This window comes from Streptomyces sp. NBC_00299 (genome assembly GCF_036173045.1).
Lineage (GTDB): Bacteria > Actinomycetota > Actinomycetes > Streptomycetales > Streptomycetaceae > Streptomyces > Streptomyces machairae.
Genome location: NZ_CP108039.1, coordinates 7,062,417 through 7,081,818 on the forward strand (window position 1 = coordinate 7,062,417; position 19,402 = coordinate 7,081,818).

At 71.1% G+C, this 19,402-nt stretch carries 14 protein-coding genes; 6 read left to right on the forward strand and 8 right to left on the reverse strand.

Features of this window, described 5'->3' with window-relative positions; all coding sequences use genetic code 11:
• The first annotated feature begins 77 nt into the window (after positions 1-77).
• Together OHT51_RS31450 and lgt are read left to right on the forward strand one after the other, a co-directional pair.
• Positions 78-854: a DsbA family protein gene (locus OHT51_RS31450; protein ID WP_328882285.1), complete on the forward strand. Its 777-nt coding sequence runs from the start codon at positions 78-80 to the stop codon at positions 852-854.
• A 98-nt stretch (positions 855-952) separates the two neighbouring features.
• The gene (gene lgt / locus OHT51_RS31455) at positions 953-1,972 is read left to right on the forward strand and encodes a prolipoprotein diacylglyceryl transferase (RefSeq protein WP_328882286.1); all 1,020 of its coding nucleotides are present in this window, start codon (positions 953-955) and stop codon (positions 1,970-1,972) included.
• A 70-nt stretch (positions 1,973-2,042) separates the two neighbouring features.
• Here lgt and OHT51_RS31460 read toward each other — a convergent pair whose 3' ends face one another.
• From OHT51_RS31460 to OHT51_RS31490, 7 genes are read right to left on the reverse strand one after another with little or no spacing between them, the layout of a single operon-like run.
• Positions 2,043-2,876: an HpcH/HpaI aldolase/citrate lyase family protein gene (locus tag OHT51_RS31460; protein WP_328882287.1), complete on the reverse strand. Its 834-nt coding sequence runs from the start codon at positions 2,874-2,876 to the stop codon at positions 2,043-2,045.
• Positions 2,873-4,099 (reverse strand): CaiB/BaiF CoA transferase family protein, encoded by a 1,227-nt coding sequence (locus OHT51_RS31465; RefSeq protein WP_328882288.1) that lies wholly within the window; start codon positions 4,097-4,099, stop codon positions 2,873-2,875. Before OHT51_RS31465 ends, OHT51_RS31460 begins: the two co-directional genes overlap by 4 nt.
• Complete coding sequence (gene rbsK, locus OHT51_RS31470; RefSeq protein ID WP_328882289.1) at positions 4,096-4,989, reverse strand: ribokinase; 894 nt, start codon at positions 4,987-4,989, stop codon at positions 4,096-4,098. The genes OHT51_RS31465 and rbsK overlap by 4 nt, the downstream gene beginning before the upstream one ends.
• The gene (locus OHT51_RS31475) at positions 4,986-6,383 is read right to left on the reverse strand and encodes an ADP-ribosylglycohydrolase family protein (protein WP_328882290.1); all 1,398 of its coding nucleotides are present in this window, start codon (positions 6,381-6,383) and stop codon (positions 4,986-4,988) included. Before OHT51_RS31475 ends, rbsK begins: the two co-directional genes overlap by 4 nt.
• Positions 6,371-7,546, reverse strand: coding sequence for an ADP-ribosylglycohydrolase family protein (locus OHT51_RS31480; protein WP_328882291.1), 1,176 nt, complete (start codon positions 7,544-7,546; stop codon positions 6,371-6,373). The genes OHT51_RS31475 and OHT51_RS31480 overlap by 13 nt, the downstream gene beginning before the upstream one ends.
• Before the next feature lie 8 nt (positions 7,547-7,554).
• Positions 7,555-8,904 carry an ADP-ribosylglycohydrolase family protein gene (locus tag OHT51_RS31485; RefSeq protein ID WP_328882292.1) on the reverse strand — a complete coding sequence of 450 codons (1,350 nt, stop codon included), beginning with the start codon at positions 8,902-8,904 and terminating at the stop codon, positions 7,555-7,557.
• Positions 8,901-9,968 carry an ADP-ribosylglycohydrolase family protein gene (locus OHT51_RS31490; protein ID WP_328882293.1) on the reverse strand — a complete coding sequence of 356 codons (1,068 nt, stop codon included), beginning with the start codon at positions 9,966-9,968 and terminating at the stop codon, positions 8,901-8,903. Before OHT51_RS31490 ends, OHT51_RS31485 begins: the two co-directional genes overlap by 4 nt.
• Before the next feature lie 283 nt (positions 9,969-10,251).
• Between OHT51_RS31490 and OHT51_RS31495 the strand changes: the two genes are divergently transcribed.
• The 3 genes from OHT51_RS31495 to OHT51_RS31505 all read left to right on the forward strand — a co-directional run bounded on the left by OHT51_RS31495 (position 10,252) and on the right by OHT51_RS31505 (position 17,414).
• Positions 10,252-10,983, forward strand: a complete 732-nt coding sequence (locus OHT51_RS31495) for a VIT1/CCC1 transporter family protein (protein WP_328882294.1) — start codon at positions 10,252-10,254, stop codon at positions 10,981-10,983.
• Positions 10,984-11,356: 373 nt separating this feature from the next.
• The gene (gene gltB / locus OHT51_RS31500) at positions 11,357-15,961 is read left to right on the forward strand and encodes a glutamate synthase large subunit (protein WP_328884506.1); all 4,605 of its coding nucleotides are present in this window, start codon (positions 11,357-11,359) and stop codon (positions 15,959-15,961) included.
• Positions 15,954-17,414 carry a glutamate synthase subunit beta gene (locus OHT51_RS31505; RefSeq protein WP_328882295.1) on the forward strand — a complete coding sequence of 487 codons (1,461 nt, stop codon included), beginning with the start codon at positions 15,954-15,956 and terminating at the stop codon, positions 17,412-17,414. The genes gltB and OHT51_RS31505 overlap by 8 nt, the downstream gene beginning before the upstream one ends.
• 158 nt (positions 17,415-17,572) lie before the next feature.
• On the opposite strand, the gene OHT51_RS31510 is transcribed toward OHT51_RS31505, so the two are convergent.
• Positions 17,573-18,511: a rhomboid family intramembrane serine protease gene (locus OHT51_RS31510; RefSeq protein WP_328882296.1), complete on the reverse strand. Its 939-nt coding sequence runs from the start codon at positions 18,509-18,511 to the stop codon at positions 17,573-17,575.
• 145 nt (positions 18,512-18,656) lie between these two features.
• Here OHT51_RS31510 and OHT51_RS31515 point away from each other — a divergent pair, with 145 nt between their 5' ends.
• The gene (locus OHT51_RS31515) at positions 18,657-19,382 is read left to right on the forward strand and encodes a vWA domain-containing protein (protein WP_328882297.1); all 726 of its coding nucleotides are present in this window, start codon (positions 18,657-18,659) and stop codon (positions 19,380-19,382) included.
• Positions 19,383-19,402 lie beyond the last annotated feature (20 nt).

Here is a 19,402-nt window from a genome sequence, read left to right on the forward strand (position 1 = left end):
CTTCCGTACGAGTCGCTCGAACGGGTGGACCTGAGGCCGGGGAGGCGCGCAGCGCCTCCCCGGTTCGTTCTGCGGGTGTGAGCGAAAAGAATCGTGACGGAAAGCGGACCGCCCGGGAGCGGCTGGCGGTCGAGCGTGAGAAGCAGAAGGCCGCCGACAAGCGGCGCCGCGCGCTGATCGTGGGCGCGAGCGTCGTCTGCGTCCTCGGACTCGCGGCGGTGATCGGAGTCGTCGCGGCGAACGCCGGCAAGGACGACAGCAGCGAGTCGTCGGGCCCGGTCGTGGGGCCCTCGGGTGCGCAGGGCAAGGACGGCCTCGCGATCCCGGTCGGCGAGGAGAGCGCCAAGTCGACGCTCACGGTCTGGGAGGACTTCCGCTGCCCGGCCTGCAAGTCCTTCGAAGAGGCCTACCGATCGACGATTCATGAGCTGACGGACTCCGGAAAGCTCAGAGTCGACTACCACCTGGCGACGATCATCGACGGCGGTATGGGCGGCACCGGCTCGCGCAACGCCGCCAACGCCGCGGCCTGCGCCCAGGACGCCGGGAAGTTCACGCCGTACCACGACGTGCTGTTCCAGAACCAGCCCCCCGAGCCCGACGACGCCTTCGCCAAGAACAGCAAGCTCCTGGAGCTCGCGGGCAAGGTGAAGGGCCTGGACACGCCCGCCTTCCGCAAGTGCGTCGAGGACGGCACCCACAACAGCTGGGTCGACAAGTCCAACGAGGCCTTCAAGAAGGGCGGCTTCAGCGGCACGCCGACCGTGCTGCTGAACGGCAAGAACATCTACCAGGACCAGACGATGACCCCCGCCAAGCTGAAGCAGATGGTGGAGGAGGCCGCCAAGGGGTGACCCCCAGGGCAGGGCCACTTGCGGGCACTGCCTGTTATGGACCCGTAGCCGGGCTGCCTGACATCGCTGCCGCCCGGCAGGGTAGCGTCGACCTTGCCATGGAACTTGCCTACATTCCCAGCCCGTCGCGCGGGGTGATCCACCTCGGTCCCATTCCGCTGCGCGGCTACGCCTTCTGCATCATCATCGGTGTCTTCGTAGCCGTCTGGCTCGGCAACAAACGCTGGATCGCCCGGGGCGGGCGATCCGGCACGGTGGCCGACATCGCGGTCTGGGCCGTGCCGTTCGGCCTGGTCGGCGGGCGCCTCTACCACGTGATCACGGACTACCAGCTGTACTTCAGCGAGGGCCGCGACTGGGTGGACGCCTTCAAGATCTGGGAGGGCGGCCTCGGCATCTGGGGCGCCATCGCCTTCGGTGCGCTGGGCGCGTGGATCGGCTGCCGCCGCCGTGGCATCCCGCTGCCCGCGTACGCCGACGCCGTCGCCCCCGGCATCGCCCTCGCCCAGGCGATCGGCCGCTGGGGCAACTGGTTCAACCAGGAGCTCTACGGGCGGCCGACCGACCTCCCGTGGGCGCTGGAGATCACGTCCTCGACGGACGGGCGGGTGCCGGGCACCTACCACCCGACGTTCCTGTACGAGTCGCTGTGGTGCATCGGTGTCGCCCTGCTGGTGATCTGGGCCGACCGCCGCTTCAAGCTGGGCCACGGCCGGGCGTTCGCGCTGTACGTCGCCGCGTACTGCGCGGGGCGCGCCTGGATCGAGTACATGCGGGTCGACGACGCCCACCACATCCTGGGCCTGCGGCTCAACGTCTGGACCGCGCTGATCGTGTTCGCGCTGGCGGTGACGTACCTCGTGGTGTCCGCGAAGAAGCGGCCCGGCCGGGAAGAGGTCGTGGAGCCGGGTGCCACCGCCGACGGTGAGGTCGAGGGCGGTGACGAGGCCGACGGCGAGAAGGCCGCGACGGACTCCCCGGACTCTTCGGACCGCTCGGAGGCATCGGAGGCCTCGGAGGCGTCCGACGACTCCGACACCTCTGACACGTCGGACGCATCGGACGCGGAGAGCAAGAAGGAATCCAGCGACGCGGCCGAGTCGGCCAAGAAGAGCTGACGGTCGGTCGTACGTCGACGAGGGCGCCCGCCGCATACCGAGAGGTGTGCCGGGCGCCCTCGTCGTGTATTCAGGTGCGTCGCGCCAGGGACAGGGTTCGCTGGGCCGTCGCGACCACCGCCGCGTCGATGAAGCTTCCGTCCGGGAGGGCCTGGGCGCCGCAGTTCGTGGCCGCCGCCTTGATGATCGTCTCCGCCTGCTCCAGCTCTTCCTCCGTGGGGAGGTAGGCCCGTTCGATCACCGGGAGCTGGCGCGGGTGGATGGCCGTACGGCCCAGGAAGCCCAGGGCACGGCCGTGCGCGCAGGTTGCCGCCAGGCCGTCCAGGTCACGGATGTCGGGGTGGACCGACTGGGGCGGTGGGGCCAGGCCCGCGGCCCTGGCCGCGACGATGACCCGGGAGCGGGACCAGTCGAGGCCCGCGTCGCCCCGGATTCCCAGGTCGGCCCGCAGGTCCGACTCGCCGAGGGCGATCCCGCGCAGGGACGGATGGGCGGAGGCGATCGCGTACGCGCGCTCGATGCCCAGGGCGGACTCCAGCAGGGCGTGCAGCGGCGGGGCGCCCCCCGCGCTGGGCGGCGTGGTCTCCGCGAGGTGGACGATCTGGTCGGCGGACCGCACCTTGGGCAGACGGATGCCGGACAGGCCGGGGCGCGTGGCCAGAGCCTGAAGGTCCTTGGCCGCCGCCGGAGTGTCCAGGGCGTTCACGCGGACATGGACGGGGACGGGGTGATCCGGTTCGGCGAGCAGGTCGGCGGTGGCCGACCGGGCGTAGTCCTTGCGGTCCGGGGCGACCGCGTCCTCCAGGTCGACGATGACGATGTCGGCGCCGGACGTCAGGGCCTTGGCCACCACATGAGGGCGGTCGCCGGGGGCGTACAGCCAGGTCAGGGGGTAGGGCGTCACAGCGCGCCCTCCTCGCGCAGGGCCGTCAGCTCGGAGGCCGTCAGGCCCAGATCGGTGAGGATCTCGTCCGTGTCCGCGCCGTGCGGGCGGCCCGTCCAGCGGATCGTGCCGGGGGTGGCGGAGAGGCGGAAGAGGACGTTCTGCATGCGGAGCGGACCCAGTTCGGGGTCGTCGACGGTGGTGATCGTGTCGAGGGCCGCGTACTGGGGGTCCGTCATCACGTCCCGTACGTCCTGGATGGGGGCCACCGCCGCCTCCGCCTTGTCGAAGGCCGCGAGGACGTCGGTGCGGGTGTGGCGGGCGATCCAGTCGCCGACCGCCTTGTCGAGGACGTCGGCGTGGCGGGCCCGGTCGGCGCCCGTCGCGAACCACGGCTCGTCGATCAGCTCGGGGCGCCCCACCAGGTGCATCACGCGCTCGGCGATCGACTGGGCCGACGTGGAGACGGCGACCCAGGTGCCGTCCGCGGTGCGATAGGTGTTGCGCGGGGCGTTGTTGGCGGAGCGGTTGCCGGTGCGTTCCTGGACGTAGCCGAGCTGGTCGTACCAGGTCGCCTGCGGGCCGAGCGCCAGCAGCATCGGCTCGATGAGGGCCATGTCGACGACCTGGCCCTCGCCGGTGCGCTCGCGCGCGGCCAGGGCCGTCATCACGGCGTACGCGGTGGCGAGGCCCGCGATCGAGTCGGCCAGGCCGAAGGGCGGGAGCGTCGGGGGCGCGTCCGGTTCGCCGGTGAGCGCGGCGAAGCCGCTCATCGCCTCGGCGAGGGTGCCGAAGCCCGGGCGATGGGCGTAGGGGCCGAACTGTCCGAAGCCGGTGATCCGGGCGAGGACCAGCCGGGGGTTGGCGGCGGAGAGCTCCGGCCAGCCGAGGTCCCACTTCTCCAGGGTGCCGGGGCGGAAGTTCTCGATGACGACGTCCGCGGTGGCGACCAGGCGCAGGAGGGTGGCGCGACCGCCGGGCTTGGAGAGGTTCAGGGTGATCGTGCGCTTGTTGCGGCCGAGGACCTTCCACCACAGGCCGACGCCGTCCTTCGACGGGCCGTGGCCACGGGAGGGGTCCGGCTTCTCGGGGTGCTCGACCTTGACGACCTCCGCGCCGAAGTCGCCGAGCATCGTGGCCGCGAGGGGACCGGCGAAGAGAGTGGCCAGGTCGAGGACACGGAGGCCGGTCAGCGGAGCCTTGGCGGTTTCCGTCACCCGGGTTGCCTGCGATGCCTCGGTCATGACGCGTACCGTTCCTCGATCTCGGGGCGGTACGGCATCGCCGCCGTGGCGCCCTCGCGCTGGACCGACAGGGCGGCTGCCGCGGCCGCCCAGGCCAGGGCCTCGTGCATGGGCCGCTCTTCGCCGAGCGCCACCGCGAGGGCGCCGACGAAGGTGTCGCCGGCGCCGGTGGAGTCGACGGCGTTGACCTTCGGGGCGGGGACGGTCACAGGGTCTGCGCCGCGGCTGACGTACAGGCTGCCGAGCGCGCCCAGGGTGACGACGACCGCGGGGACCAGGTCGAGCAGCCCGATGGCCGCGTCGCGGGGGTCCGTGCGGCCGGTGAGGGTGGCGGCCTCGTGTTCGTTGGGGACCAACAGGTCGACGGCGGCGAAGAGTTCGTCCGGCAGAGGCTGTGCGGGGGCCGGGGTGAGGATCGTGCGCACCCCGTGGCGGCGGGCCGCCTGGGCGCCGGCGAGGACCGCGGCCAGCGGGATCTCCAACTGGAGCAGCAGCGTGTCGGCGGAGGCGATGACGCCCTCGTCGCCCGGGCCGAGGTGGTCCAGTGTGCCGTTCGCGCCGGGGATCACGACGATCGCGTTGCCGCCCTCGTCGTCCACGACGATGTGTGCGGTGCCGGAGGGGCCGTCGGCCGTGCGGAGGTCGTCGGTGTCCACGCCGGAGTGTTCGAGGGTGGAGCGCAGATGGGTGCCGTAGGCGTCGTTGCCGACGGCGCCGATCATCAGGACGTTGCCGCCCGCGCGGGCCGCCGCGATCGCCTGGTTGGCGCCCTTGCCGCCGGGGATCGTACGGAACTCCCGGCCCGTCACGGTCTCGCCGCGCTGCGGGGCCTTCTCGACGTACGTGACGAGGTCCATGTTCGTGCTGCCGAGCACGACGATGTCGGTCATGGGTGAGCGGCCTCCAAGGGGGTGAGCCGGTGGGTGAGCTCGTGCGTCAGCCGGGCGAGTGTGTCGAAGCCGGTGCCGTTGAAGTCGGCGACGGAGGTGGCGAGGCGGTTCTTGAGAGGGGCTGTCCAGCGGTCGGGGAGGGCGGTGGGGGTGCCGGCGAGGAGCGCGGCGATGCTGCCCGCGGTCGCGCCGTTGGAGTCCGTGTCCCAGCCTCCCGACACGGCACGGCAGACGGAGCCGGTGAAGTCGCCGTCCGCGTGGGTGAGGGCGGCGGCGATCAGGGCGGTGTTGGGGATGGCGTGGACCCAGTGGTGGGTGTCCGCGTGGGCGGCGTGGAGTTCGTCGACGACCGTGTCGAAGTCCTCGTGGGTCCCGGCGAGCCGGACGGCGTGGTGGATCGCCTCGGCCAGGCGGGAGTTCGGCGGGATCACCCTGAGGCCGGTGCGCAGGCAGGCGTGGATGTCCTGAGGGCCCGTCGCCGTCGCCGCCTGTGCGATGACCGCCGCCGTGAACATCGCCGCGTAGACGCCGTTGGCGGTGTGGGTGAGGGTGGCGTCGCGGTGGGCCTGTTCGGCCGCGGCGGCCGGATCGGCGGGGTTGGTCCAGCCGTGGACGTCCGCGCGGATGAGGGCGCCGATCCATTCGCGGAAGGGGTTGCGGTGGCGGGCCGTGTGCGGGGGTTCGATGCCGAGGAGGAGGTTGCGGTGGGCGATGCGCTCGGCTGTGAAGGTGCGGCCCGGTGGGAGTTCGTCGAGCCAGAGGCGGGCCACGTCGGCGGTGGTGAAGGCCTTTCCGTGGCGTTGCAGCAGGAGGAGGTTGAGCAAGGGGTAGTTGAGGTCGTCGTCCTCGGGCATGCCGTCGATGTTCTCGGCGAGGGAGGTGGTCGCCGAGCGGCGGTTCCACGGGTGGGCGGTGAGGACGTCCTCGGGAACGCCGCGAGCGGTGAAGTAGGTGCTCAGGGGCCAGTTGCCGGTGGATGCGGCCAGTTGGCGGATGGCTTCGAGGGGGAGTTTCTCCACGGGCTTGCCCAGAAGGCAGCCGACGGCTCGGCCCAGCCAGGCGGCCTCGTAGCGGGTGGGGGCGGGCGGTGCTGTGGAGGTACGGGGACCGCTCGGCCAGTCCGGGCACCGGGACTTGATCTTCTCCAGATCCGTCGGCTCGTCGTCGTTCAACCTGCTGGGCAGGTCCGCCAGTTCGTCCAGCAGGTCTTTCGCCAGTGTCCGCAGATATCTCGACGCCGGCTCCGGGGACGAGCCGGCCCGCAGCGGGGCCTGGCTGCCGCCCGCCGCCCTCCACCGCGCCGCGATCCTCGACGGCTCCCTGCCGTCCAGAGCCGCCTGGCGCAGTTCGTGGCCGAGCAGGTCCTCGGGCTGGACCCAGGTCAGCCGGAGCATGCTCGGCCCTCCAGTGCGGTGAAGGCCGCCTCCCGGGCACGGTGCCGGCGGACGTCACGGGCGTGGATCTCCCCAGCCACCTCGGTCAGCGTGCGAGCCGGTTCCCAGAGGTCGAGGCGGCTGGCCTCCGCGACCGTCTTCGACCAGTCCTCCGGGACCGATGAGCCCAGGGCGCCGCACAGGGCGCCCGCCATCGTCGCGATGGAGTCGCAGTCACGGCCGTAGTTCACGGCGCCCAGGACCGCCTGGCGGTAGTCGCCGCTCGCGACCAGCAACATGCCCAGGGCGACGGGGAGTTCCTCGATGGCGTGCAGGCGGGACGGGCGGCGGGCGCCGAGCGAGGGCTGTCGGTAGTCGGGGCCGACCGTGTCGTACGGGGTGACCGCCTCCCGGAGCGGCGCCAGGGCCGACTCGAAGTCGCTGTGGGCGCCGGCCGCTTCGCAGACCTTCTCGATCGCGGTCCGCGTGCCGTCCTTGGCCAGGGAGAGAGAGGCCTGGACGACCGAGTCCGGTGTGGCGCCCGGCGTGCACGCCGCCGCCACCGCCGCCGCGAAGACGCCCGCCGCCTCACGGCCGTACGACGACTGGTGGGCGCCCGCGATGTCCAGCGCCTCGGTGTACGCGGCCCTCGGGGCGGCCGCGTTGACCAGGCCGACCGGGGCCATGTACATCGCCGCCCCGCAGTTGACGATGTTGCCGACGCCCGCCTCACGCGGGTCCACGTGGCCGTAGTGGAGGCGCGTCACCAGCCACTTCTCCGCCAGGAAGATGCGGTGGAGGGGCAGGGCCTGCGACTCCAGTTCCGGGATCCAGCGCGGGTTCGTCATCAGGTCCGGGACCAGGTGGTCGGCGATCGCGTACGCGTCGAGGTGGTCGCGGACCGTCCCGTAGACGCGGATCAGCGCATGCGTCATCAACGTGTCGTCGGTGACGTGCCCGTCGCCCTTGTGGTACGGGGCGATGGGGCGGGCCGTGCGCCAGGCGTCGCCGTTCCAGGGCCCGACGATGCCGTGGATACGGCCGCCGTGGCGTTCGAGGATCTGGTCGGGGGAGTAGCCCTCCACCGGGCCGCCGAGGGCGTCGCCGACCGCCGCGCCGACCAGGGCGCCGGTGATCCGCTCGTCGAGACGCGGGCCACCGCTTTCTTCTGCTTTGGGCGTCATGCCCAGAATCATCCTCCTGGTCGGGCCGGTTGCGTGGCTTCCAGGAGTTCGGCGAGTTCCACCAGGTCAGTGCCGGTGAGCCGGGGGAGTACGCAGCCGGAGAGGGTGCGGCACGCGTCGCGCCAGCTCGCCGGGATCGCCGCGCCACCGCCCAGTGCACCCGTGAGCGCGCCGGCCAGGGCCGGTGCCGAGTCCGCGACCCGGGAGAGACACGCGGCGGCGGGGACCGCCTCGGCGATACGGCCGTCCGCCGCGACCGTGAGGGCCAGGGCCACCGGGACGGTTTCGGCCGCGGCGACGCCGTAGCTGTAGACGTGGTCGACGATTTGGTGTTCGAGGAGGGGGATCAGGGCGAAGGCGCTGTCGGCGGCCTGCGCCAGCTTCAGCGCATGGCGGGCGTTGCGGCCGATCTCCGTCTCCTCGGGGAGTTCGGCGAGCGCGGCGCTGACGCAGGCCTCGGTCCTCGCGCCGGTCAGCGCCAGCGCGAGGGCCGCTGCCATCGCCCTCGCGCCGTGTACGCCGTCGCCGTCCTGGGTGTAGCGGGCGTCGAACTCGGCGAGGTCGGCGGCGCTGCGGGGGTCGCCGGGGTGGGCCACGGCGAGGACGCAGGCCCTGACACAGGCGGCGTCGTCGAAGTAGTGCGGGTTGTCGTGGCCGGTGGCGGGTGGGCGCAGGCCGGTGGCGAGGTTGCCGAGGCCGGCGCGGACGGAGATGCGGGCGCGCAGGGGGAGGATCGCCGACTCGACCTCGGGGGCGCGGTCGGCTGCGGCGGCGACCTCGCTGGCCACGGCGTTCCAGGTCAGGTCGATCGCGGCTCGGGTGCGGCGTTCTCGGCTGAGGTCGCCGAGGGCCGTGTCGTCGCCGGCGCGTAGGAGTGCCTCGGCTGCGAAGGCGGCCCATTCCGCGTCGTCGGAGGGGCCCAGGCGCAGGGGCTCCGGGGGCTGGTTCAGGGCGAGGGGGAGGGGGAGGGTGGTGGTGGCGTTGTGTTCGGCGAAGGTGTCGAGTTCGCGGGTGAGCCTTCGGGTCCACTCGGGCATGCGGGCGGCTCTGTGGCGGGCTGCGGGCCAGCCGGCGGCGTCGCCTGCGGCGAGGCCCAGGAGGAGGCCGAGGACTCGTTGACCGGCCCCGGCTTCGCCTTCGGCCTGGAGTTTCCCACCCGCACCACTCGTGCGACTTTCGTCGTCGCGTGCCGGTGGCCCCGGTGGGGGGTGCTCGCCGTCGGCGGGTGCGAGTGGTGTCGGCGTGCGGTGCTCGGTGTCCGTGGACAGGGGTGCGGTCGTGTGTGTGAGGGGGGCCGGGGCCGGCTCCGGGGGTGCCGCAATCGGGGTTCCCTCGTCCAAGGGGGTGGGCGGCGTCATCGTCGTACTCCTTCGCCCGGGACCACGGCCTCACCTGATACGGCTCCCCCCGCCCCCCACTTCCCGCCCTCCCCCGGCACCAGCAGCTCCGCCACATCCAGGACGTGGTGCCCGGACATCGACGGCAGGCAGCTGCCCCGCGCCGGCCTGATCGCCGCCGCCCACTCCGCCGGGATCGCGGACTCACCCTGGGTCGCGCCCGCCAGTGCGCCTGCCACCGCCGCCGTCGTGTCCGCGTCCCGGCCCATGTTCACGGCCGTGAGGACCGCCTGGACGAAGTCGCCGTCCGATGCCGCGTACGCCCCGAAGGCCAGTGCGACCGCCTCGGGCGCCAGGTCGGTCCAGGGGTAGCCGCCGATGACGACCGCGGAGCGGACCGCGCGTTCGCCGCGGTGGGCCACCGCCACGGCGCGGCGGAGCGAGCGAGCCGTCCAGGAGTCGTCCGGGACCACCGCCAGCGCGGAGGCCACCACGGCGATCGTCGGCGCTCCCGCCATCGCCGCCGCCACACCCGCCGCCACCGCTTGGCCGCCGTAGATGCCCTCGCCCTCGTGGCTCACCGAGCCGTCGATCGCCACCAGACGGGCCGCCTCCGCCGGGCGGCCCGCCGCGAAGACGCCGAAGGGGGCCGCCCGCATGGCGAGACCGTCGCTCCAGGCATGCCGGTGCTGGGCCGAGATGGGGGCGGCAAGACCCCGGCGGAGGTTCTCCAGCGTGCCGCGCTCGCTGAACCCCGCGCCCCGGAAGGGGCCCTCGGCCCGGTCGGCGATCCACTGGTGCCAGGCCGCTTCCACATGGGCCGGGGTCAGGGCCGAGCCGTGGCGGGCGAGCAGGAGACCCGAGAAGATCGCGTACTCCGTGTCGTCCGTACCGGAGGGGTTGTCGGTGACGAAACCGGTGATACGGCCCCAGCGGGCGCGGATCTCGGAGGGCTTCATGTTCTCCGCGGGGGCGCCCAGCGCGTCGCCGACGGCCAGGCCCAGTAGTGCGCCGCGTGCCCGTCCGCGGAGTTCGGCGGCGTCCCCGGGCGCCGGGACCGAGGGGATGCAGGCGGTCGATGGCATGCGTGGCCTCTCCTCCGGGGGCTCCGCCCAGGGCGCGGAGCCCTTTGCGGATATGTCCCACCGTCGGCGGTTGACCCGAGCCTCGGAAGCCTCAGTGTCACCCGGTCGACATCTGTGCATGACCGGCTACGAATGAGCGTTCTAAGGGAAAACCGCAGGTTAGTGCAGCCTTTCCTTGCTGGCGACAGGGAATCTCGAAGCGTAGATTTGGCGTTGTCAAAGAATGGAACTTGTCTAAAGGCAGCCTTGCCTAAGCCCTGCCTGAGCTTTCTGGGGGACCCTCGTGGCCATCATCGAGACCGAAGCCGCCCTGCATGAGGCGCACCGTGACAACCACACGCACCGGGATGTGAACGGCGGCTGGCTGCGCCCCGCCGTCTTCGGCGCGATGGACGGTCTGGTCTCCAACCTCGCCCTGATGACCGGTGTCGCGGGCGGGGCGGTCAGCCATCAGACCATCGTGCTGAGCGGGCTCGCCGGTCTTTCCGCCGGCGCCTTCTCCATGGCCGCCGGTGAGTACACCTCCGTCGCCTCCCAGCGTGAGCTGGTCGAGGCCGAGCTGGACGTCGAGCGTCGGGAGCTGAGAAAGCACCCGAAGGACGAAGAGGCCGAGCTCGCGGCTCTCTATGAGGCTCGGGGTGTCGAGCCGCGGCTCGCGAAGGCCGTCGCCGAGCAGCTCTCCCGCGATCCCGAAGTGGCTCTGGAGGTACATGCCCGGGAGGAGCTCGGCATCGACCCCGGTGACCTGCCGTCGCCGCTGGTCGCGGCCGTGTCGTCGTTCGCGTCGTTCGCGCTGGGCGCCCTGCTGCCCGTACTGCCGTATCTGCTCGGTGCGACCGCGCTGTGGCCGGCCGTGCTGCTGGCGCTGGCCGGTTTGTTCCTGTGCGGTGCGGTCGTGGCCAAGGTGACCGCGCGGAGCTGGTGGTTCAGCGGGTTGCGGCAGCTCGCGCTCGGCGGTGCCGCGGCCGGTGTGACGTACGCCCTGGGCAGCCTGTTCGGAACGGCCGTAGGATAGTTCGGCTCGGACTTATGCGTTGGGCCGCATAAGTAGCCGTTACTCGCTGGTTTCGAATGCTTAACCACCGGGCATGAGCCGTAAGCACTGCGGGCAATGAGGCCTGTGACGCACTCGCGGGGTGGGCGACGACGCCCTCCTCCGCCCCCTGGATCGACGGACATGGACCTGTCCCGTTCGGTCCCCACATACTTCAAGCCATGTGCGCGGAACCCCCGCTCTATGCCCGTGGCGTCCGCATGTTGGAACGGATTATCCCGCTTCCCGAGAACCGCTCCATCATGTAACCTGCACGAAATTTTGCACTCACGCAGAGGGCCAACGTCGTCCCTCGGCAATTTGCATATGCCAGATGACGACGACGGGAGAGCCGATGCGTACGCCGCGCCAGCCGTCCCAGCACTCCACGAATGGCCAGAACTGGTCGTTCATGGATGCTCGCCCTGCTGCGCAGGGTATGTACGACCCCCGCAACGAGCACGACGCCTGTGGCGTCGGCTTCGTGGCCACCCTCACCGGCGAGGCGAGCCACACGCTGGTCGAGCAGGCGCTCACCGTTCTGCGCAATCTCGAACACCGCGGCGCCACGGGCTCCGAGCCCGACTCGGGCGACGGCGCGGGCATCCTCTCCCAGGTGCCGGACGCCTTCCTGCGTGAGGTGACCGAATTCGAGCTGCCCCAGGCGGGTGCGTATGCCGTCGGTATCGCCTTCCTGCCGGAGGACGGGACCCAGGACGCCGTCTCGCAGATCGAGACGATCGCGTCCGAGGAGGGCCTGAACGTCCTCGGCTGGCGTGAGGTCCCCGTCGCCCCCGAACTGCTGGGTGCCACCGCCCGTTCGACGATGCCCGCCTTCCGGCAGGTGTTCGTCGCTGGGGGCACCTCCCAGACGGAGGGCATCGACCTCGACCGCAAGGCCTTCGTGCTGCGCAAGCGCGCCGAGCGCGAGGCCGGCGTGTACTTCCCGTCGCTCTCGGCCCGCACGATCGTCTACAAGGGCATGCTGACCACCGGCCAGCTGGAGCCCTTCTTCCCGGACCTGTCCGACCGCCGCTTCGCCTCGGCCATCGCCCTCGTCCACTCGCGCTTCTCCACGAACACCTTCCCGTCGTGGCCGCTCGCGCACCCGTACCGCTTCGTCGCGCACAACGGTGAGATCAACACCGTCAAGGGCAACCGCAACTGGATGGTGGCCCGCGAGTCGCAGCTCGTCTCCGACCTGTTCGGGTCCGACGGCAAGGCGCTGGACCGCATCTTCCCGGTGTGCACGCCCGACGCCTCCGACTCGGCGTCCTTCGACGAGGTGCTGGAGCTGCTCCACCTCGGTGGCCGCTCGCTGCCGCACTCCGTGCTGATGATGATCCCGGAGGCGTGGGAGAACCACGACTCCATGGACCCGGCCCGGCGCGCCTTCTACCAGTTCCACGCCACGATGATGGAGCCCTGGGACGGCCCGGCCTGTGTCACCTTCACCGACGGCACCCAGGTCGGCGCCGTGCTCGACCGCAACGGTCTGCGCCCCGGCCGCTACTGGGTCACCGACGACGGCCTCGTCGTCCTCGGCTCCGAGGTCGGCGTCCTCGACATCGACCCCGCCAAGGTCGTCCGCAAGGGCCGCCTGCAGCCCGGCCGCATGTTCCTCGTGGACACCGCCGAGCACCGCATCATCGAGGACGACGAGATCAAGGCCCAGCTCGCGGCGGAGAAGCCGTACGCAGAGTGGCTGGAGGCCGGCGAGATCGAGCTGTCCGACCTGCCCGAGCGCGAGCACATCGTGCACACGCACGCGTCGGTCACCCGCCGCCAGCAGACCTTCGGTTACACCGAGGAGGAGCTGCGCGTCATCCTCGCGCCGATGGCCAAGGCCGGTGCCGAGCCGATCGGTTCGATGGGCACCGACTCGCCGATCGCCGCGCTGAGCGACCGCCCGCGGCTGCTCTTCGACTACTTCACCCAGCTGTTCGCGCAGGTCACCAACCCGCCGCTGGACGCCATCCGCGAGGAGCTCGTCACCTCGCTGTTCTCCTCCCTCGGCCCGCAGGGCAACCTGCTGGAGCCGACGGCCGCGTCCTGTCGCAGCGTCACCCTGCCGTTCCCGGTGATCGACAACGACGAGCTGGCCAAGCTCATCCACATCAACGCCGACGGCGACATGCCCGGCTTCAAGGCCGCGACCCTGTCCGGCCTGTACCGGGTGCACGGCGGCGGCGACGCGCTGGCCGCGCGCATAGAGGAGATCTGCGCCGAGGCCGACGCCGCCATCGAGAACGGCGCCCGTCTGATCGTCCTGTCGGACCGCCACTCCGACGCCGAGCACGCGCCGATCCCGTCGCTGCTGCTCACCGCGGCCGTCCACCACCACCTCATCCGCACCAAGCAGCGCACCCACGTGGGCCTGCTGGTCGAGGCCGGCGACGTCCGCGAGGTCCACCACGTCGCCCTGCTCATCGGCTTCGGTGCCGCGGCCGTGAACCCGTACCTGGCGATGGAGTCCGTCGAGGACCTCGTCCGCGCCGGTACCTTCCTGCCGGGCATGGAGGCCGAGAAGGCCATCCGCAACCTGATCTACGCCCTCGGCAAGGGTGTCCTGAAGGTCATGTCCAAGATGGGCATCTCCACCGTCGCCTCCTACCGCGGCGCGCAGGTCTTCGAGGCCGTCGGTCTCGACACCGCCTTCGTCGAGAAGTACTTCAACGGCACGGCCACCAAGATCGGCGGCGTCGGCCTCGACGTCATCGCCAAGGAGGTCGCCGCCCGCCACGCCAAGGCCTACCCGGCCTCCGGCATCGCCCCGGCGCACCGCGCGCTGGACATAGGCGGCGAGTACCAGTGGCGCCGTGAGGGCGAGCCGCACCTGTTCGACCCGGAGACGGTCTTCCGCCTCCAGCACTCCACGCGCACCGGTCGCTACGACATCTTCAAGAAGTACACCGAGCGCGTGAACGAGCAGTCCGAGCGCCTGATGACGCTCCGCGGGCTCTTCGGCTTCAAGTCCGACCGGCAGCCGATCTCCATCGACGAGGTCGAGCCGACCAGCGAGATCGTCAAGCGCTTCTCCACCGGCGCCATGTCGTACGGCTCCATCTCCAAGGAGGCGCACGAGACCCTCGCCATCGCCATGAACCAGTTGGGCGGCAAGTCCAACACCGGTGAGGGCGGCGAGGACGCGGACCGGCTGTACGACCCGGCGCGCCGCTCCAGCATCAAGCAGGTGGCGTCCGGCCGCTTCGGTGTGACCAGCGAGTACCTCGTGAACGCCGACGACATCCAGATCAAGATGGCCCAGGGCGCCAAGCCCGGCGAGGGCGGCCAGCTGCCCGGCCACAAGGTCTACCCGTGGGTCGCCAAGACGCGTCACTCGACGCCGGGCGTGGGCCTGATCTCCCCGCCGCCGCACCACGACATCTACTCCATCGAGGACCTGGCTCAGCTGATCCACGACCTCAAGAACGCCAACCCGCAGGCCCGCATCCACGTGAAGCTGGTCTCCGAGGTCGGCGTCGGCACGGTCGCCGCGGGTGTGTCCAAGGCGCACGCGGACGTGGTCCTGATCTCCGGTCACGACGGTGGTACGGGTGCCTCCCCGCTCACCTCGCTGAAGCACGCCGGCGGTCCCTGGGAGCTCGGTCTCGCCGAGACCCAGCAGACCCTGCTGCTCAACGGCCTGCGCGACCGCATCGTCGTGCAGACCGACGGCCAGCTGAAGACCGGCCGCGACGTCGTCATCGCCGCGCTGCTCGGCGCCGAGGAGTTCGGTTTCGCGACCGCGCCGCTCGTCGTCTCCGGCTGCATCATGATGCGCGTCTGCCACCTGGACACCTGCCCGGTCGGCATCGCCACCCAGAACCCGACCCTGCGGGACCGGTTCTCCGGCAAGGCCGAGTACGTCGTGAACTTCTTCCAGTACATCGCCGAAGAGGTCCGCGAGATCCTCGCCGAGCTGGGCTTCCGCTCCATCGAGGAGGCCGTCGGCCACGCCGAGACCCTCGACGTGACCCGCGCGGTCGACCACTGGAAGGCACAGGGCCTGGACCTGGCCCCGCTGTTCCACGTGCCCGAGCTGCCCAACGGCGCGGTGCGCCACGCACTGGTCGAGCAGGACCACGGCCTGGAGAAGGCGCTCGACAACGAGCTCATCAAGCTCGCCGCCGACGCGCTCGCCGCGGACTCCGCGACCGACGCCCAGCCGGTGCGCGCCCAGATCAAGGTCCGCAACATCAACCGCACGGTCGGCACCATGCTCGGCCACGAGGTGACGAAGAAGTTCGGCGGCGCGGGCCTGCCCGACGACACCATCGACATCACGTTCACGGGCTCGGCGGGCCAGTCCTTCGGTGCCTTCCTGCCGCGCGGTGTCACGCTGCGCCTGGAGGGCGACGCCAACGACTACGTCGGCAAGGGCCTCTCCGGCGGCCGGGTGATCGTCCGTCCCGACCGGGGCGCCGACCACCTCGCCGAGTACTCGACCATCGCGGGCAACACCATCGCGTACGGCGCGACCGGCGGTGAGCTGTTCCTGCGCGGTCGTACGGGCGAGCGGTTCTGTGTCCGCAACTCCGGCGCGACGGTCGTCTCCGAGGGCGTGGGCGACCACGGCTGCGAGTACATGACCGGTGGCCACGCGGTGGTCCTCGGCGAGACGGGCCGTAACTTCGCAGCCGGCATGTCCGGCGGTATCGCGTACGTCATCGACCTCGACCGGGACAACGTCAACGTCGGCAACGTGAGCGCCGTCGAGGCCCTCGACGACACCGACAAGCAGTGGCTGCACGACGTGGTCCGCCGCCACCAGGAGGAGACCGGCTCCACGGTCGCCGAGAAGCTCCTGGCCGAGTGGGAGACCGCCGTCGAGCGCTTCAGCAAGATCATCCCCAGCACGTACAAGGCAGTGCTCGCCGCCAAGGACGCCGCCGAGCGAGCCGGTCTCTCCGAGACCGAGATCACCGAGAAGATGATGGAGGCGGCGATCAATGGCTGACCCGAAGGGCTTCCTCAACCACGGGCGCGAGGTCGCCAAGTCCCGCCCCGTCGACGTACGCCTCAAGGACTGGAACGAGGTCTACGTCCCCGGCTCCCTGCTGCCGATCATCAGCAAGCAGGCCAGCCGCTGCATGGACTGCGGCATCCCGTTCTGCCACAACGGCTGTCCGCTGGGGAACCTGATCCCCGAGTGGAACGACTACGCCTACCGCGAGGACTGGGCCGCCGCCTCCGAGCGTCTGCATGCCACGAACAACTTCCCGGAGTTCACGGGCCGCCTGTGCCCCGCTCCGTGCGAGTCGGCGTGCGTGCTCGGCATCAACCAGCCGGCCGTCACCATCAAGAACGTCGAGGTCTCGATCATCGACAAGGCGTGGGACAGCGGTGACGTCGAGCCGCAGATCCCGGAGCGCCTGTCCGGCAAGACCGTCGCCGTCATCGGCTCGGGCCCGGCGGGCCTCGCCGCCGCCCAGCAGCTGACCCGGGCCGGCCACACCGTGGCCGTGTACGAGCGCGCGGACCGCATCGGCGGCCTCCTGCGCTACGGCATCCCCGAGTTCAAGATGGAGAAGCGGCACATCAACCGCCGTATCGAGCAGATGCGCGCGGAGGGCACCCGCTTCCGTACCGGCATCGAGATCGGCCGCGACCTCAAGGCGACCGACCTCAAGAAGCGGTACGACGCCGTCGTCATCGCCGCCGGCGCCACGACCGCCCGTGACCTGCCGGTTCCCGGCCGCGAGCTCAAGGGCGTCCACCAGGCCATGGAGTACCTGCCGCTGGCGAACAAGGTCCAGGAGGGCGACTACGTCACCTCCCCGATCTCCGCCGAGGGCAAGCACGTCGTGGTCATCGGCGGCGGCGACACCGGCGCCGACTGCGTGGGCACCGCTCACCGGCAGGGCGCGGCCTCCGTCACGCAGCTGGAGATCATGCCCCGCCCGGGCGAGGACCGCGCGCCGCACCAGCCGTGGCCGACCTTCCCGATGCTGTACAAGGTCACGTCCGCGCACGAGGAGGGCGGCGAGCGGGTCTACTCCGTCTCCACCACCCACTTCGAGGGCGACGAGGACGGCAACGTCCAGTGGCTGCACCTCACCGAGGTCGAGTTCATCGACGGCAAGCTGACCCAGAAGCCGGGCACGGAGCGCAAGATCCCCGCCCAGCTGGTCACGCTGGCCATGGGCTTCACCGGCCCCGACCGTGACAACGGTCTGACGGACCAGTTCGGCCTGGACCTCGACGAGCGCGGCAACATCGCCCGCGACGCCGACTTCCAGACCAACGTGCCGGGCGTGTTCGTCGCCGGTGACGCCGGCCGCGGCCAGTCGCTCATCGTGTGGGCCATCGCGGAGGGCCGCTCGGCCGCCCGCGGCTGCGACCGCTTCCTGACCGGCGCCAGCGAGCTGCCCGCGCCGATCCGTCCGACGGACCGCTCGCTGATGGTCTGACGGCACCACAAGTGACCTGACGGTCACTCATATACGTCCCGTACAAAGGCGTACGGAACACAGACGGCGCCTGCCCACAGTCCCCGACCGGACGAATGGGCAGGCGCCGCCGCCTTGTGTCGAAGGGGTGCGCCCCTCAGTCGGCGCCCCTCAGTCCCTCAGCCCGTCAGCTCCGAGACCTTCACGACCGCGAGCAGCATCAGCAGCACCAGTACGCCCGCGCACGCGGCCGTCTGGATCAGGGCCTGGCGCGGGCCGCGCGGGGCGTACGCGTAGGCGAGCGTCACCACGGCTCCCGTCAGCAGTCCGCCGAGGTGGCCCTGCCAGGAGGTGAGGCCGGCGGAGAGCAGCAGCCACAGGAGCAGGAACGCCATGAACCGGTTGACGGCTCTCATGTCCGCGCCGATCCGGCGGGCGAGGACGTAGTACGCGGCACCGAGCCCGAAGATCGCGCCCGACGCGCCGACCGACTCCACGTTCACGTCCGCGAGCAGCAGCTGGAGCACCGACCCGCCCAGCGTCGCCAGCAGGTACAGCGCCAGGCAGCGGACCCGCCCCAGCATGGGCTCCACGACCCGGCCGAGCTGCCACAGCGAGAGCATGTTCATCACGATGTGCAGCAGCCCGAAGGTGCCCTCGCTTGGCGGCAGGTGGAGGAAACCGCTGGTCAGCAGCCGCTCCCACTGCCCGGCGACCAGGCCTTCGGCATGGAAGTCCGAGGGGTGGCCGGAGACGTAGATGTAGTAGCCGCCGTCCGGCCCGACCAGCCGGGCGCTGAGCATCGAGAACCGGTCGAGGATCTCCGGGCGCACCACCTCGGCCAGATAGGCGAGGACGTTGAGCCCGATGAGTACGGAGGTCACGAGCGGGGTCGCGGAGATCCGCCCGCCGACGAGCGTCCGGGCCTGCCGCACCGACCGCGAGCCCTCCTTCACGCACTCCACGCACTGATGGCCGACGGCCGCCTCGCGCATGCAGTCCGGGCAGATGTACCGGTCGCAGCGGGTGCAGCGGACGTGGGACTCCACTTTCGGGTGGCGATAGCAGGTGGTGACGTCGGGCCTGACGGCCTCGGACTCTGCGGACTCGGGCTCCACAGCCGGCTCCTCGGAGGACTGGACGGACGATGAGCCGGTGGGGACGGCGGCGATCAAAATAGCGAACACCTGTGGACGGAGGGGAAGGTGGGGCCGGTGGTGCCGTAATCTCGGCAGCCGTACGGGCGCACTTGGGGGAGAACGTATGGCGGCGATCAGTCTCAGCAAGGTCGAGGAGACCGCGCCCGCGCTGGTCAGCCTGTACAAGAGCGCCGGGGTGTCGCTGCGCAAGCACGGGCTGGACGGGGTGCGGGCCGCGGTCTATCTGGTGGTCGACTACTCCGGTTCGATGAAGCCGTACTACAAGGACGGCAGCGTGCAGGCGCTCGCCGACCGCGTGCTCGGACTGTCGGCGCACTTCGACGACGACGGGACCGTGCCGGTCGTCTTCTTCTCGACCGACGTCGACGCCGAGACCGAGATCGCGCTCGCCGACGACCAGGGGCGGATCGAGCGGATCGTGGCCGGGCTCGGCCACATGGGCAAGACCAGCTACCACCTGGCGATGGACGCCGTCATCGACCACTACCTGGACAGCGGATCGCGGGAGCCGGCCCTGGTCGTGTTCCAGACCGACGGCGGGCCCATCAACAAGCTCGCCGCGGAACGGTACCTGTGCAAGGCGGCCCCGCTTCCGCTGTTCTGGCAGTTCATCGGCTTCGGGGACCCGGCGAGCCGGCAGTTCGACTTCCTGCGCAAGCTCGACGAGCTGGCGGTGCCGGGCAAAAGGGTGATCGACAACGCCGGGTTCTTCCACGCCGGTTCGGATCCGCGGCAGGTGTCCGACGCCGAGCTGTACGACCGCCTGGTCGCGGAGTTCCCGAAGTGGCTCGTCGCGGCCCGGGCGCAGGGGATCGTACGGCCCGCCTGACCCCGCATGCGGCCTGTTCG